The sequence below is a fragment of the Massilia sp. LjRoot122 genome, from assembly GCF_964252725.1.
Classification (GTDB): Bacteria; Pseudomonadota; Gammaproteobacteria; order Burkholderiales; family Burkholderiaceae_D; genus Telluria.
Genome location: NZ_CAXUPB020000001.1, coordinates 2,448,365 through 2,464,824, shown reverse-complemented (window position 1 = coordinate 2,464,824; position 16,460 = coordinate 2,448,365). Strand labels below are relative to the sequence as shown.

Sequence of the window (16,460 nt, the reverse complement as noted above, 5' to 3'; positions counted from 1 at the left end):
CCGCTGCTCAATGCGACAGGTTGACGATGGTCACCCGACGGTTTTCGGGAGCCTCCGGATTCGATTTGTTCATCAACTCCTGTGAACCCTTCCCAACGACATCCAGCCGCGACCTGTCGATCTGCATCTTGCTGACCAGGTAGTCGCGAACCGACTGCGCCCGCAGTTGCGACAGTTTCTGGTTGGTGGCGGCAACGCCGCGCGGATCCGCATGGCCTTCGATCGCGAAACGCGCGCCCGACAGCTTCTCGGACGCAAGCGCCTGACCGACGGTGTCGAGCGATTGCCGGGCACGTTGGGTGAGGTTGGCTGAATTGGTCTCGAACGTGATCAGAAGGTGTGCCTTGGCCGGTCCCGCGGCGACCGCCGGCGTGCCCACATCGTCGCGCAGAATGCGCAGGCTGCGCGTACGGACGGGCTCCTTGGGCGTGAGCGCATCGACGAGGGTGTTGACATCCACCTGCCCTTCCTTCAGAACCGGGCCGTCCTGGGCGATCGCGGGTAGCGCCGCACACAACGCGCACAACACAAGCAATAAACGGGCTTTCATTTCCTGCTCCTCTATAAAGTGGTGGTCACTCAGGATGTGCGGAAGTCAGCGGCGATCAGATGACGAGACTCAGCAGCCGGTCACGCCATTTCGGCCACAAGCGCATGACGAACGAATTCTGATCGGCCGACAGCACCGCCTTGACGTTGCGCGCCTGCCAGAGGCGATCGATTTCCGCCGACGCGATCATGTACTGATCGTCGTCGCCATTGGCTTTGACGCGCGCCTGGTCGGCGGCATGCTTGTACCAGATAGCGAGTTCGAGGCTCACCTGCTGCGCCGCCTCGACTGCTTCCGCACTGGCGCCGACGGCATGGTTGAGTATGTTGATCGGCCCCAGCAGCTTCGACACAAACGACCGTGCCCACCTGACATCGACGCCGGTGCGCTCCAGTTCTTCGGTGACCGACTTGGCCTCGGACAGGAATTCATTGAGCAAGGCGAGATTGTCGCGCATGCGCATGAACCGCTGAACCGACTTTTCGCGTGCATTCTCCGCAATTTCTTTCGGCGTCAACGGACGCGACGCCGTCAACGCGTCCATTTTCTTCCAAAACCACTTATACAATTCAGACTGTTCCGCCATCGTTTCCTCCAAAGATAACGACACACGAAAGGATTTGTGAACCCGGCTGCAACAACCGTGCAGCATATTCAAGACTACTTTCAAATTTATTGAATGGCAATCAGTTTTTGGAATAGCGTCGATTCCGCGTGCCTGATTCGCATGGCTATCTAGGAACCGCCATGGAACGTAAAGGAAAACGGGCCGCGGCGGCATCCTCCCACTTAAGACAGAGGTAGCAAAACATGGTTTTTGAAAGAATCGGTCGTGCCCATTCGAGTGTTTCCCGGCACTTAAACGAGGCAAGATGCAACAAATCGGTTTTCTCTGATTAATCCGCCTGCGCTGCGTTCGCGGGCATGCGCGTCGCGGCGCTGAGGGTAATTTATGACATGCTTCCTTTACGCATGGGAACTCGGAAGCAACTTCGGGCATGTAGGCGCGTTCAAGCCGGTGGCTGAGCGGCTACGGCAAGCCGGGCACGACGTGGCGCTTGCGGTACGCGAAACCCGCTCGTGCCAAGATTTGCTGGGCGAGGACTGGACATGGCTGCAGGCCCCGCGTTTCGACGGACCCGCCGATTCGTCCGCTCCGCTCACCTACGCGGACATGCTGGCCGGTGTCGGCTATTCCACGCCGCCGGTCCTGACGGGATTGGTGGTGGCCTGGCGTACGCTGATGCGCCTGGTGCGGCCCCGGCTCGTGTTTGCAGACCACGCGCCGACCGCTATTCTTGCAGCACGTTCGCTCGGTATCCCGGTGATGCTGTTCGGAACGAGTTTTACGCTGCCGCCGCGGCGCACGCCCTTCCCGGCCATGCGCCCGTGGGAGAGCGTGGATGAGAGCCTGCTCGCCAAGCACGAGGCGGCGGTGCTCGACACGGTCAACCTGGTGCTCGCCCGGTTCCATGCCCGTACGCTGGCAGCACTGTACGAGCTGTTCGATGTCGCCGAAGACGCCATGCTGGCCTTGCCCGAACTGGACCACTATGGCAGGCACGGGGCGGCCGCTTACTGGGGCTTGCTGACCATGCGCGATGGCGGATCGGGACGCACACAGGGCTGGCCTCCCGGCCAGGGTCCGCGCCTGTTCGCCTATCTTCGTGGCCAGGGCCCGGCGTCCGCCGCGGCGCTTGCCGCCATGCGCGCGTCGGGCAATCCCTGCATCGTGTATCTGCCCGACGCGGATCTCGCCACGGAAGCTGGGCCGAACCTATCCATCATCCGACAACCCGCCAGCCTGGAGCAGATGCTGGCTGAAGCGCACATCGTGGCCGTCAACGGAACAACCACTGCCGGCGCCTTCCTCATGGCAGGCAAGCCAGTGCTCGTGGTCGCCCGGCACCTGGAACAGTACCTGTTCGGCATGCGCGTTGCACAGATGGGAGCCGGGCTGGTCGTCCGCGCTGAGGGCGAGCCGGGCCAAGTTTCGCAAGCCTTGCGCCTGCTGTTGTCCAGCGTCTGTTTCGCCCAGCAGGCGCGTGCGTTTTCCGAGAAATATGCAGCCTTCGACCATGGTTCCGTCCTGAACGCTATTTGCAGACGAGCAATTACATTAGCGACAATTGAGTCAACAATCTAATTTCGAGTAATCAATATAAAGTTATTCCGAGAAACTGTTGTGGCTTTTTTGTTTTTGCGTTCAATAACATTGAAGTCGAAAATAAACGGTGCTACATTATAAAAACCAACTATAAACATAACATATTAACCGATGCTAATTAAGCTCCCCGAAGCCACCATTCGGGTGGAGTGGTTTTTTCCTGCGCACCGGTTTCGGATAAGCGCCCATGTCGGAAATAAGGGCCGCGCTTGCATAAAAGGATAAGCCTGAGAACCGCGCAATCGCGGATCAACGGGCGCTGGTTTTCGCAGTCATTGCGGGGAGAGCGGGGATGTCCTTCATATACCGGAACAGGGCCGGAATCCTGGTCGTGGCTATTCCACTGCTGCTCGCTTCTCCTTACGGCGGTGCGCAACATAATAATTCTCCCGCACCGTCCGCATTCGATGCGGCCCAAGTGCGCGTCAAGGATGTCGAGACCCTGAAATCCCTGCTGGACGAAGGACGCATCCTTTACGAGAAAGAACGCATCAAGCTCGACGGCGCCCAATATTGCGCCCAGGCCGTGGCATTGGCCGAGCGTGGCGAATTCCGCCAGAGCATACAGGCTGCCAGCAAGGCCCTGCTCCTCGCCCAGCAACAATCGAATGCCGACTTGGTTGCCTCGGCCAAGCGGGATCTTGCGATCACCTACAGCTACGCCGGTGATCTCGAACGCGGCGAACAATATGCGAAGGAAGCCTTGGCCAGCCAGGCGGTCCCGAGGCCGGTCGTTGCGGGGCCCGTCTTGAAAGTCTTGGGCGACATTGCCAGCCGCCGCACACGCTACGCCGACGCCATCGCCTTCTACCGCCAGGCGGAAACCGCGGCCAGCGAAAAATACCGTCCCCTGATCCAGATTTCGCTCGCCAATGCCTACCTTCATGACGGACAGTTAAAGCAGGCGCGCTCCCTGTACCAGCAGATCGGGCAGCCGCCCGATGCCCTCCGGCACGCGTTCAAGCGCGGGCTCGCCAATCTCTCTCTGGCGGAAGGCGAACACGCGCAAGCCCTGCGCTTGTTTACAGAGGTAGCCCAGGAGGCGGGCGGGTCCGATGCCGCCTACCATAGGCTGTGGGGCCAGGAGGGCATGGGCCGCACCCTGCTTCGCATGAATGACCGGGCCGGTGCGCGCCGGGCCTACCTCGACGCCGCCCGTAGCGCAGAAGGCATGCGCAATCGTTTCCGCAGCGAGGAATTCAAGAGCGGCCTGTTCGGCGACGTCCAGCAGATCTTCGACCGTGCCATCAAGCTTTCGGTCGAGATGGGCGACTTCGACAGTGCCTGGCTGCTGAGCGAGCAAAGCCGGTCGCGGGCGCTGCTGGACGTAGTGCGGGACCGCGTCGCGCCGGGTGCGCAGCCAAGCGCGGCATCCACAGCGCCGCTCACCCGGGCCGTGGTCGGCGCCGCGCTGCGCAAAGGGGAAGCCATCCTGGAATTCCATTCCTTGGACGATCGTCTCATTGCCTGGGTCATCCGGCCGGCCGGCATCGAAGGCCATGTCATCCCGGTTTCACGCACCGACCTGTCGGCAGCCGTTGACAGCTTCCGCCAGGCCATCTTCACGCGCAGTGCAAGCACCGGCACGCATGGCGCCGCCCTGCATGCGCTGCTGATCGAACCGCTGCGCATACTCCCTGCCGAGCAGCTGCTGATCGTTCCCCACGACTCGCTACATTACCTGCCCTTCCAGGCGTTGCAGCACAAAGGCAGCTACCTGATCGAGCGTAACGCGCTGGCGTTTTCTCCCTCCGCCAGCCTCGCACTCCAGCTGACCCAGCGTGGGAACGAGCAGAGCGGCAAGCTCGTTGCGTTCGGCAATCCAGGAACGGACGCTGCGCTGGCCCTTCCGAACGCGGAAGCCGAAGTGAAGTTGATCGGCGACCTGTTCCCCAACAAGGAAATCTTCATCAGGGAGGCGGCCTCGAAACGCCGCTTCCGTGATATCGCATCGAGCGCCAGCATCCTGCACGTCGCAGCCCACGCCGAGGTGGACCGGATCGATCCTTTGCAGTCGCGCATCCTGCTCGCGCCCGAGGAAAACGACGCCGGCTTCCTCGAAGCGCGTGAAATCTTCGGGCTGAACCTCAATTCGGTCTCGCTGGTGACCCTGAGTGCCTGCGAGAGCGGCCTCGGACGGATCGCCCGCGGCGACGAGATCATGGGCTTCACCCGCTCGTTCCTGAGTGCCGGCGCGTCCACCCTGCTGGTGTCGCTGTGGCCGGTAGCCGACGATTCGACCGAACTGCTCATGTCGACCGTCTACGCGGAACTGGCGAACGGATCGACGGCCATGGCCGCCATGCAGAAGGCGCAACTGACCGTCCTCAAGCAACCCAGGTATGCCCAGCCCTTCTTCTGGGCGCCATTCGACCTGGTCGGGGACTGGCGCATGCAGATCCGGAAGCCGGGCACCATCTAGCACAACTGTCGTTGACGGATCCCCGTCATCAGCGGACCAAGGAGCAAACAATGAGCTTATCGTTGGCGCCAGCCGGAGCGCGCAGTCGCTCGCCTGTCCTTCCCGGGATCTTGTCCGCATGCGCCCTCTTCGGTGCAGCCGGCCAGGCCTGTGCACAGGTGCCCGACGCCGGACGCGCCTTGCGGGAAGCGACGCCGCCGCTGCCGCCCCCGCGCCCTCCCGCGCCCACGCCGCTGCAGCTGCCCGCGGCCCCGCTTGCGCCGCCAGTACAGCAGGACGGCGCTTCCTTCGTGTTGCGCGGCGTGAGCTTTGTCGGCAACACCCGCTTCTCTTCGGAACACCTGCACACACTGATGGCGGACCAGCTGGGCCGCCAGGTGAACCTGGCGCAATTGCAGGTACTGGCCGAGCGCGTGAACACGCTGTACCGGGACGCCGACTATATCCTGACCCGCACCACCATCCCGGTGCAGGACGTGACCGGCGGCCAGGTCCAGTTCAGCGTACTCGAAGGGCGGCTGGGCAAGGTGCGCATCGAACGCATCGACGATGTCCGCGTCCACGAGCGCCAAATCGAAGCGATCGTCGCCAGCTTGCCGACCGACCGCCCGCTGACGCAACGCGAGCTCGAACGCGCCATGCTCATGCTGTCCGACATGCCAGGCATGTCGGTCCAGGCATCGATCGAGACCGGGGAGCAGGCCGGCAGCTTCGACCTGATCCTTGAGATCAAGTCGGTCCCGCGCTACAGCCTGAGCGTGGATGCCGACAACCATGGTTCGAAGGCGACCGGCGAGTACCGCGCCGGCGTCATGGCACGCCTGAATGGCCCGTTCGGCCGGGGCGACAATCTCGATGTTCGCCTCATGAGCTCGTTCGGCAAGGGACTGAACTTCGGGCGCGTATCGTATGAAGCGCCGCTCGGCCCGTCCGGCCTGCGCGCCGGTGTGGCCTACTCCCACGTCCGGTACGAACTTGGCGAGGAATTCTCCGCACTCGATGCCTATGGCACCGCCGATGTGCTCGAGTTTTCCGCCACCTACCCGGTGCTCCGTTCACGCCTGCGCAACCTGTTCGCCAAAGCGAGCCTGGAATACAAGCAGCTCGACGACAGGATCGGCGCCGTCGACATCGAATCCGACAAGCGTATCCAAAGTCTCGGCCTGGGCCTCGTCTACGAGCGGCGCGACCGGCTGTTCGGCGGCGGCTATAGCAGCGCGAGCATCACGCTGTTCGTGGGGAAGCTCGACCTGCGGTCCCCCGAAGACCTCGCCGCCGACCAGGATGCGCTTGGCTACCGCACCGACGGCCGCTTCGTACGCGCCAGCTATGTCGCGTCGCGCCTGCAGTCGATTACCCCCGCAATCAGCGCCTATGTCGCGGTCGCGGGGCAGTTTTCCAACAAGAACCTCGCCAGCGCTGACAAGATTGCGGTCGGCGGCCCGCGCGCTGTGCGCGCCTTTTCAAGCGCTTCCGGCATCGGCGACGAAGCCCATATCGCCAACATCGAATTGCGCTGGAGTGCGACACCCGACACCAGCCTGAGCGTCTTCTACGACATCGGACGCGTGCGCATCTACCACCGGCCGCGCGCGGGTGCCATGAATACCCAGACCCTGAGCGGCGCCGGTCTCGGCCTGTACTGGAACCTGGCGCAGGGCATGGCCCTGCGGGCCAGCCTGGCGTGGCAGAACCAGCACACCGGCGCCCCGGTCAACAGCGCGGAGCGCAACCCGCGCGCCTATGTCCAACTCATCAAGACGTTCTGACTGCAAGCCAACGACTGGAGGATGCGTCATGAAATTCCGTTCCACACCGCGGCTCGCCGGACCCTGCGACGCGCACTTCCCGGTCAAGCCGGTCGCACTGGCGGTGGCGCTTGCCCTGGCGAGCCCGCATGTCGCCCTGGCAGGACCGACCGACGCCAACGTCGTCAGCGGCCAGGCTCGCGTTACACGGCCCGATGCCAAGACCACCCTGATCAAACAGGACAGCGACAAGGCCATCATCAACTGGCGCAGCTTTTCGATCGGCGCCGGGCAGAGCGTCCGCTTCGAGCAACCCGGCAGCAACAGCGTCGCGCTCAACCGGGTGACTTCGGCGACACCGAGCGACATCCAGGGCAGCCTGAGCGCCAACGGCAAGATCTTCCTGATCAATCCATCCGGCATCCTGTTCGGCAAGAGTGCCTCGGTCGACGTCGGAGGGCTGGTCGCCTCGACCCTGGATATCCGCGACCAGGACTTCCTGTCCGGACGCTACAACTTTACCAGTAGCGGCGGCGCCGGTGTGGTGCGCAACCAGGGTCGCCTGTCAGCTGCCGAGCGCGGCACGATTGCCCTGCTGGGAGCCGAAGTCAGCAACGAAGGGACGATGAGCGCACGCCTCGGCACCGTGGGCATGGCGGCCGGCGGCAAGGTCTCGCTCGACTTCGCCGGCGACGGCCTGACCCGCATCGTGGTCGATGCGGCCAGCATCAATGCCCTGGTGGAGAACGGCGGCGCCGTGCTGACCGAAGGCGGCCAGGTGATCATGAGCGCGCATGCGCTGGGCGCCCTGGCCGGCACCGTGGTCAGGAATACCGGCGTAATCCAGGCGCGTTCGCTGGTCGAGCGTGATGGGCGCATCATGCTCGATGGCGGCAGCAGCGGCAAGGTCGAGCTGGCGGGAACCCTGGACGCCAACGGCGCCGAGCCCGGCCGGCACGGCGGCGCGGTCACCGTCACCGGCAAGGAGCTCCATATGCAAAGCGGCGCGGAGATCGACACGCGTGGCGCCACCGGCGGCGGTGCCGTGCTCGTCGGTGGCGGCGAGCGCGGCGCCGATCCGGCGATCCGGCACGCTTCGTCGGTCACGATGGATTCCGGCAGCGCCATCCATGCCGATGCGCTGGAAACCGGAGATGGCGGCAAGATCGTACTCTGGAGCGATGGCACGCTCGCTGCGACCGGGGCCCTGAGCGCCCGCGGCGGCGCGCAGGGCGGCAATGGCGGCTTCATCGAAACCTCGGGGAAGACTGTGGAGATCGCGGGGCTCCGTGCGAATGCGTCGGCGGCAAAGGGGATGGCGGGGACCTGGCTGCTGGACCCGGACGACCTGTATATCGGCACAGAGGAGGCGCAGACCATTTCGGACGTACTCACGACCGGGACCAATTCGAAATCGGTGGCGACCGGCAGCATCACGGTGGCTGCCGACATCATCAAGCGCGCGCCGGCTCCGGCGAACGGTCCGGCGCCCGAGCCAACGGACGCCACGCTGTATCTGGAAGCCGGCCAGGACATCATCATGTATGGGGGGCCGACGATTCGCTCCGATAGCGGTAAATTGCATGTCGATTTCAATGCCAATTCGACCGGCATAGTAAATCCGGTTTCCGATCAGAGCCGTGGGACAGGCGCCATCGTCATCGAGGCGAATTCACGCATTCAGACCAATGGCGGCGACATCTGGTTATATGGCCAGAGCGACCGCGCACATGGAAGTGCGATTGGAAGTACGTTCAACAGGGAAGGCATTTCGATCGACGGGGCCACGCTCAATGCATGCAGCTGCGTGACTGGTGGCGTCAACAGCGGACGTATCACAATGCGCGGGGCCGGACATGATTCCACAGGCGACTCGCCTTCCACGGGCGGTACCGGGATCTACCTGCGTCAGTCGGACCTGCTCGCCGCAACAGGGAGTATCAGTCTGGACGGTACTGGCGGTATGGGTAGCATTACGCTGTCCGACGGAACGATAGACCGCGGCCAGAGCGGCATCGGCGTCGAGGTGGATCTTGGCGACGGTGCAAATATCTCGACAACCAGCGGAAACATAACGATCTGGGGGAAGGATGGGGGGACTCGGACCTCGACCGCCCCCGGTACACGCGGTCTTCATTCTGCCGCATCCACGGGACTGCTGGTAGGCCTGAACGGCGGATCCATCTCATCTAATGAGGGCACGATTGAATTACGCGGCAATAGTGACGGAATGCCGGTAGAAGGAGGCGAAGGCATTGGAGCATCAATTACTTCGGATGAGGGATCGATCTCTACATCAAGCGGCGGCATCCGGATTTTCGGAGAATATGGCCGTCGTCGTAGCTCGATCGATAATGACGTGACAGGAGTGCATCCGGAACGCACGGCCGGATTAATTATCAACCTGCATAATGCATCGATCGCAACTTGGGGAGGCAAGATCGAGCTGAAGGGCGAAAACCTCAGAACGGTCGGCGCTGAAGCGCATGTTAGCGACGGCGCCTATATCATCTCCGAGGGTAGCATTTCAACTGGTGATGGGGACATCTCGATCGAGGGCACCAACAACATTGACGAAGGTTCGAAGTTGAAAAGCACAGGTGGATATCGTCCCGCTCGGTCGACAGGCCTTAACGTCACGGTCGAACTTGGCGCCATATCGACGTTCGACGGAAAAATTGAATTCAACGGGACCAATTACCGAACGGTCGGTGCGGAAGCTGACGAAAGTGTCGGAACGCGCTTGACGGTAGAGGATGGCAGTGTTTCTACCTCCAGTGGCGGTATCTCCGTAAAGGGCACAGCCGGCGTAAACCTGCGACCAGGCGACCTGCCTGGATCCCATCCCGAGCGATCGACCGGCCTGGACGTTCGAATGTATGCGGGGTCTGTTTCGACCAGCGACGGCGATATCGAGTTTGACGGCCTCGGCGTACGCACCATCGGGTCTGAGGCGAAAAGCAGCTTGGGGACCTCGCTACTCATGGATGTTTCGAGCTCCATTTCAACCGGTGCGGGCGCCATTGCGCTCAAGGGAGAGGACGGTCGGCTTGCTTCTTCGTCTGGCAAGATATCATCTGAACAGTTGATTTTTCTGTCTTCAACAGGTCTGGACATTTCTATAGGTGATAGCAGCATTACAACCGGCTCGGGAGAAGTGTCGCTGCACGGCCTTAGCGCCGGCACTGCGCTCGTCGGCTCATCCGATGGCACTGGACTCTCTCTCTTCATGTATGGAGGCGATATCCTGTCCGGCGGGCGGCTCGGTATCACCGGTATCGCGCACTCGGACGCCACGACCGGTTTAGTGGCCTATAACAACGGTAGCGCCAATAGCGCCAACCTGTCGGCAGGGGCAAACGGCCTATGGATGGCGGGACGTGGGACATCCAATGGCGGTCTGCAGCTTTTCAATGTGAAAGCGACTGCTACAGCAGGGGGATCGATTTCGGTGGCTGGCGAGTCTTCAGGTGCAGCCGGTATAACGTTCAACAACGTCACCCTCGGCGATCAGGAAATGTCGGGAGCAATTACTCTCCGAGCAAGCACGGGCGACGACTCACGACGGGTACTCGATTATGGAGAGGGCCCTTCACTTGTCAACCTGCGTACTTCCGGCCGAATCATGTTACTGCCCGGCGGCGTCCAGGAAAGCGGGATGGTGGTGGACCACGTCGATACCCCGATCCGCATGGTCGACGATGACGCAGGCACGACAGGCTTTACGTTGTCGTTAAAGAACCTAAGCATTGGCCAACACGGTCCTGCGCGTGTCGTGGTCGGCAGCATTGACCACAAGGGCGCGATTCACTTCGAAGACGGAAGGGATTTTACCGGCGACCTGACTCTGCAGAATGGCGGCGCCGGCAGCAAGGGCATCACGCTGCTTCAGGGCACAAACGTCTCGGGCCAGTTGACACTTTCGTCGGGCGGAAACGTGACGGTAGACGGTTCGGCCAACAGCGATATCTGGGGAATCACGGCATCCAGCCTGCTGTTGCACGGCACCCAGCCGGAGTCGAACTTCCAGCTTGCCGCGATACCGAACCAGGTCGGGAGCTTCTCAGCCCTGCTGAACAACCGTCCAGGAACGGCATCAACTGCCGGTGGTGACGTCAATTTCCGTAACCGTGGGCCCTTGCGCATCGATGCGCCAATCGGCCATGGCTATTCTCCGTCGAGTGGAACCTCGATGATCAGTGCTTCCAAAATGACGGTTGCCGGCGATTTGTTGCTCGATACCTCTGGGAACTTGACGCTTGGCACCGATGTGGAAACCCTGGATGGAAGCGCAACTTTGCTTACTGGTGGCATTTTACTTAACGCCGCCAACGGCCTACTGTCTGCCGGTGGGGGCTGGCGCGTGTTCGCCGATACCTGGGTCGGCGAAGTGCGCGGCCCGATCACGCCAACAAACCCGCGCCCGAACTTTTACGGTTGCGGTTACGGCAGCCCCTGCGCAGCGGAGCTCAGCGGGAACAGGTTCATTTACCGTCAACGTCCTACCTTGACCCTCAAGGGTAATGTCGTTGAACGCGAGTATGGTAGCGATTCCGCTCCAGGTTATACCGCCACCGGACTCGTCAATAACGATTCCCTGGAAGACGCCGCGGTGGGGCGCTACAGTAGCACCAGCCCGCGGCCCGCTGTCGGTACACATGCAACCACCGGTACGTTCATCTCTCCGGTAGGATACGAGATCACGGTACTGCCAGGCAGCTTGACCGTGACCCCGGCTACCCTGCTCGTACGGGTCGACGACAAGGAAAAGATCTACGGTGGCGCCGATCCTCTGCTCACCGCCTCGCTGTCCGGTTTCAAGTACGAGGATACGGCTGCCTTGGTCAGCGGTCTCACGTTCAGCACCGCCACCGGTGCGGCGGCCACGGCAGGCACGCACCCGATCACCGCTGCCAATGCGCAGGCAGCGAATTACCGTTTTGTCTATCAACCCGGCACGTTGACGGTCGACAGGGCGGCGCTGCAGGTCATCGTGGCCGACCAGAGCAAGACCTACGGCGGTGCCGAGCCGACGCTGTCGGCCAGCTTCTCGGGCCTGGTCTACGGCGACACGGCGGCAGTCGTGAGCGGCCTGAACTTGTCGACGGCAACAGGCGCGGCGGCTAGCGCCGGTAGCCATGCCATTGTCGGCAGCGGCGCCACGGCCGCGAACTACCGCCTCAGCTACCAGGACGGCGTCCTGACGGTGGACAAGGCGCCGCTTGAGGTCAACATCGCCGACAGGAGCAAGACCTATGGCGGTCCCGAACCGACACTGTCGGCGAGCTACGCTGGCTTCCTCTACGGCGACACGGATGCGGTCGTGAGCGGACTACGCCTATCGACCGCGACCGGCAAGGCGGCAACCGCCGGCACCCATGCGATCACCGGCGCCGATGCCACAGCCGCCAACTACCGCTTCGTGTACCGGAGCGGCGTGCTTACGGTCGACAAGGCAGCACTGCAGGTGTTCATCGACGACAAGGAAAAGACCTATGGCGATCCCGATCCGCAGCTGACGGCCAGCTTCAGCGGACTGCAGTACGACGATGGTGCGTCCGACATCACTGGGCTGAACCTGTCGACCGCGTCCGGCGCGGCAGCCACCGCAGGCACCCACACGATCACCGGCTCGGAAGGCAGCGCGGCGAACTACACAATGACGTTCCGGCCGGGAACGCTGACCGTGAACAAGGCGCCCTTGCTGGTCATTGCAGACGACAAGCAGAAAGTCTACGGCGACCCCGAACCGGCATTCACCGCCAGCGCCAGCGGGCTCAAATACAGCGATACCGCGGCCGTAGTCCGTGGACTGGCGTTCGCCGCTCCGGCAGGCGCCCTGGCCGGCGCCGGCCGGCATGCCATCGCGGTGTCGAACGGCAGCGCCGATAACTACACACTCAACTACCGACCGGGCACCCTGTTGGTCGCGAAGGCGCCGCTGACCATCACCGCCGATAACAAGGCGAAAGTGTATGGCGCCGCCGATCCGGCCCTGACTGCCACCATAAGCGGATTCAAATACGGCGACACAAGTGCCGTGGTGCAGGGTCTGGCCCTGAGCACGGCGACCGGGCAGCAGGCGGTCGCGGGAACCCATGCGATCGTCGCCGCGAACGCCAGCGCGAGCAACTACGATCCGGTCTACGTTCCCGGAACGCTTGCGGTCGACCAGGCGGTACTGACCTACGTTGCGACACCGGCTACTCAGTTCCAGGACGTACCTGCGCTACCCTTGTCGGGCACCGTGACCGGTTTTGCCTACGGAGAGACGCTCGACACTGCCACCACCGGCACACTCGTGTTCACGCCAGGCAGCTCGGCGACCTCCCTGCCGGGGAATTACGGATTGGAAGGCGGCGGCTTGAGCGCAGCCAACTACCGATTCGTTCAGTCCCCGGCGAACGGCACGGCACTCACCTTGGTGTCATCGCCCATCCTGGCCCGTCCGGCGATTCTGCGCAATGTGAGTTTTGAAAGCAGCAGTGTGTATGGAAAGAATTTCGGAACGCCGCGGCTCTGTGTCGGGATTGGGCCACTCGGCACGGGCACGGTTGGCGTCGACAGCAACGACCTTCTTGCACTGGAATGGTCGCGCGTCAGGGTCAGCCCCAACCTGAGCAATTGTCTGGGGCTGGGTCAGCGAAATAGCTGCTCGGATTTCTGAATGAGCGAGGACAGCCTGGCATATTAAGACTGCACCGGCATCAGTGTCGTGGAGCTCTGTTTTGCTGAAACAGTCGAGCCAGAGGATCGACTTGTTGGCCGACAGAACTGCTGGGCGACTGGCGGTACAGACGCCCTTGGTCTTGCTTGTTCAGGATTCATCCGCAGTAGTCCTCACCCAAAAGCAGCAGGCCATGTGGCTGATCTAAGATTCCTACTCTTACGAAAGGGGAAAATATGGCAGGAGAACCAATCTACCGGAGGCGCTTCCAAACTGATCCGTCACTCTTGAAGCTCGCTTCCAACGTAGCGCTTTATCCAAAACGGGATCGCACAGTGTTCTATGCAGACGACTTTGGGGCTCGGCTGGCATCAGGCTTCATCAAGAGCAACCCCGAATTCACCCGGTTGGATGAGCTTTTGAATATGACTCCCGACGGACGCACACTGTGGTCAAAGCTTATTAGTAGTAGCTGGAGCCATACCGAAGAGGTATGGTGGGAACTTTCGTGGCGGCTTGCCAGAGTTGCAGAGGGTACCGTGAATGTATTCGGACCGACGCGTTTCGTCAGAGATGAGCCAATCAGCGCATTTCGGCACAAGTACTCGACTGGTGCTTTCGCGAATACGGTATTTGAAAAGGTCGAATTACCAGAGCTGGAAGCGAATCCGCGAGTGACGCAGATCCTCTACAATGGGCAGCCGTTCGCCTGACCATATCTGAAAACCTGCTCCGGCCAGCGGGCTGCGGCGAACTGCTTTCAGAGTTCAGTCATCATTTTTCTTCCGGTGAGCGCATGACTTATAATCAGGCCAGTCGAACGCTTGGACGCCACGAAAGCACGGGTCTGTAAAAAGAAACAGGCTTAAAAGACCACGGGAACGCTGGCCGGGTGACGGCCCATCAGCCTGCGACTATGGCGGTTCTCTGGAGCAGGTTGGATTCGAATTGAAAGTTGACTGGAGTAAGTAACAGAAAAGCTGGACGCCAATACAGCACCCATCCTGAACCGTCGCTTCGGAAATTCGGCTTATGGTAGAAGGCAGAGTATTGGATGGGCGCGTCATCGTGAGCCCACGACGGAGGGGTGCAACCGCCCGGTGTTACAGGGGCCAATAACTCGGCAGTACTCGCTTTATTTGCAGAAAGCAAAAAAACAAAAAGCAAAAAGCCGTTGATGATTCATTCGAATCATCAACGGCTCTTAGGATTCCATTTTAGAATCAACTAGTTAGACAATCCCACTCACTCCCACTCGATCGTCGCCGGCGGCTTCCCCGAAATATCATAAACAACCCGGTTCAAGCCACGCACTTCATTGATGATCCGGTTCGACACCTTGCCCAGCAGCGAGTGCGGCAGGTGCGCCCATTGCGCCGTCATGAAGTCCAGGGTCTGCACGGCGCGCAGCGCCACCACGTACTCATAGGTGCGGCCGTCGCCCATCACGCCCACCGACTTCACCGGCAGGAACACGGCGAAGGCCTGGCTGGTCGCTTCATACCAGTTCACCGGCGCCTTGCCCGGATCGATGCCGGCCACGGCCGGCAGTTCGAACGGCGTATTGCGCAGCTCTTCGATGAAGATCGCATCCGCTTCGCGCAGCAGGTCGGCGTATTCCTTCTTCACTTCGCCCAGAATGCGCACGCCCAGGCCCGGACCCGGGAACGGGTGACGGTAGACCATGTCGTGCGGCAGGCCGAGCGCCACGCCGAGTTTACGCACCTCGTCCTTGAACAGCTCGCGCAGCGGCTCGAGCAGTTTCAGGTTCAGGGTTTCCGGCAGGCCGCCCACGTTGTGGTGGCTCTTGATGGTCTGGCCCTTCTTGCCCTTGCCCGCCGATTCGATCACGTCCGGGTAGATCGTGCCCTGCGCCAGCCACTTCGCATTGGTCAGCTTGCCGGCTTCGACCTGGAACACCTCGACGAACTCGCGGCCGATGATCTTGCGCTTCTGCTCAGGATCGGTGACGCCGGCCAGGTGGCCCATGAATTGGTCTTCGGCATCGATGCGCAGCACCTTGACGCCGAGGTTCTTCGAGAACATGTCCATCACCATCTTGCCCTCGTCCTTGCGCAGCAGGCCGTGGTCGACGAAGACGCAGGTCAGCTGGTCGCCGATGGCACGGTGGATCAGGGCCGCGGCCACGCTCGAGTCGACGCCGCCGGACAGGCCGAGGATGACTTCATCCGTCCCGACCTGCTCGCGGATCTTCTGGACCGCTTCGCCGATGTAGTCCGGCATGTTCCAGTCCGACTTGCAGCCGCAGATCTCGTGCACGAAGCGGCCGATGATGGCCTCGCCTTGCGTGGTGTGGGTGACTTCCGGGTGGAACTGCAGCGCGTAGAAGCGGCGGTCTTCGTCGGCCATGGCGGCGATCGGGCAGCTGTCGGTCGAACCCATCAGCTTGAAGCCCGGCGGCATGTCCAGCACCTTGTCGCCGTGGCTCATCCAGACGCGCAGCATGCCGTGGCCTTCGTCGGTGACGAAGTCGTTGATGCCCTTGAACAGCGCGGTATGGCCGCGGGCACGCACTTCGGCGTAGCCGAATTCGCGCACTTTGCCGTTCTCGACCTTGCCGCCCAGCTGGGCCGCCATGGTCTGCATGCCGTAGCAGATGCCCAGCACCGGCACGCCGGCTTCGAATGCGGCCTGCGGGGCGCGCGGCGAATCGCCTTCGAGCGTCGAGTTGTGGCTGCCCGACAGGATAATGCCGCTGGCGCCGTAGTTGCGCACGAACTCGTCGCTGACGTCATACGGATAGACTTCGGAAAACACGCCGGCATCGCGCACGCGGCGCGCGATCAGCTGGGTAACCTGGGAACCGAAATCGAGGATGAGGATTTTTGAATGCATGGGGAGGGCAAGGATAGTCGATGAATCGGGTAATGCAAAAACGCGGCCCT

Annotated in this window: 8 protein-coding genes; 5 read left to right on the top strand and 3 right to left on the bottom strand. The window is 61.9% G+C overall.

From position 1 onward, the window contains the following. Positions 1–7: 7 nt before the first annotated feature. Both ACSQ25_RS10820 and ACSQ25_RS10815 read right to left on the bottom strand, forming a co-directional pair. A complete protein-coding gene (locus ACSQ25_RS10820; RefSeq protein WP_436105694.1) occupies positions 8–550 on the bottom strand; it encodes an OmpA family protein in 543 nt (180 codons plus the stop codon). 55 nt (positions 551–605) lie between these two features. Next, positions 606–1,136, bottom strand: coding sequence for a hypothetical protein (locus tag ACSQ25_RS10815; RefSeq protein ID WP_436105693.1), 531 nt, complete (start codon positions 1,134–1,136; stop codon positions 606–608). A 366-nt stretch (positions 1,137–1,502) separates the two neighbouring features. Here ACSQ25_RS10815 and ACSQ25_RS10810 point away from each other — a divergent pair, with 366 nt between their 5' ends. The 5 genes from ACSQ25_RS10810 to ACSQ25_RS10790 all read left to right on the top strand — a co-directional run bounded on the left by ACSQ25_RS10810 (position 1,503) and on the right by ACSQ25_RS10790 (position 14,267). Next, a complete protein-coding gene (locus tag ACSQ25_RS10810; RefSeq protein WP_436105692.1) occupies positions 1,503–2,696 on the top strand; it encodes a glycosyltransferase in 1,194 nt (397 codons plus the stop codon). 352 nt (positions 2,697–3,048) lie between these two features. Further along, positions 3,049–5,139, top strand: a complete 2,091-nt coding sequence (locus ACSQ25_RS10805; RefSeq protein ID WP_436105691.1) for a CHAT domain-containing protein — start codon at positions 3,049–3,051, stop codon at positions 5,137–5,139. 50 nt (positions 5,140–5,189) lie between these two features. Beyond that, positions 5,190–6,908, top strand: coding sequence for a ShlB/FhaC/HecB family hemolysin secretion/activation protein (locus tag ACSQ25_RS10800; RefSeq protein ID WP_436105690.1), 1,719 nt, complete (start codon positions 5,190–5,192; stop codon positions 6,906–6,908). A 28-nt stretch (positions 6,909–6,936) separates the two neighbouring features. Further along, entirely contained in the window at positions 6,937–13,554 is a 6,618-nt protein-coding gene (locus ACSQ25_RS10795) for an MBG domain-containing protein (RefSeq protein ID WP_436105689.1), read from the top strand. 236 nt (positions 13,555–13,790) lie between these two features. Then, a complete protein-coding gene (locus ACSQ25_RS10790) occupies positions 13,791–14,267 on the top strand; it encodes a hypothetical protein (RefSeq protein WP_436105688.1) in 477 nt (158 codons plus the stop codon). 532 nt (positions 14,268–14,799) lie between these two features. Here ACSQ25_RS10790 and guaA read toward each other — a convergent pair. Continuing rightward, positions 14,800–16,410 (bottom strand): glutamine-hydrolyzing GMP synthase, encoded by a 1,611-nt coding sequence (guaA, locus tag ACSQ25_RS10785; RefSeq protein WP_436105687.1) that lies wholly within the window; start codon positions 16,408–16,410, stop codon positions 14,800–14,802. Between the last annotated feature and the right edge of the window lie 50 nt (positions 16,411–16,460).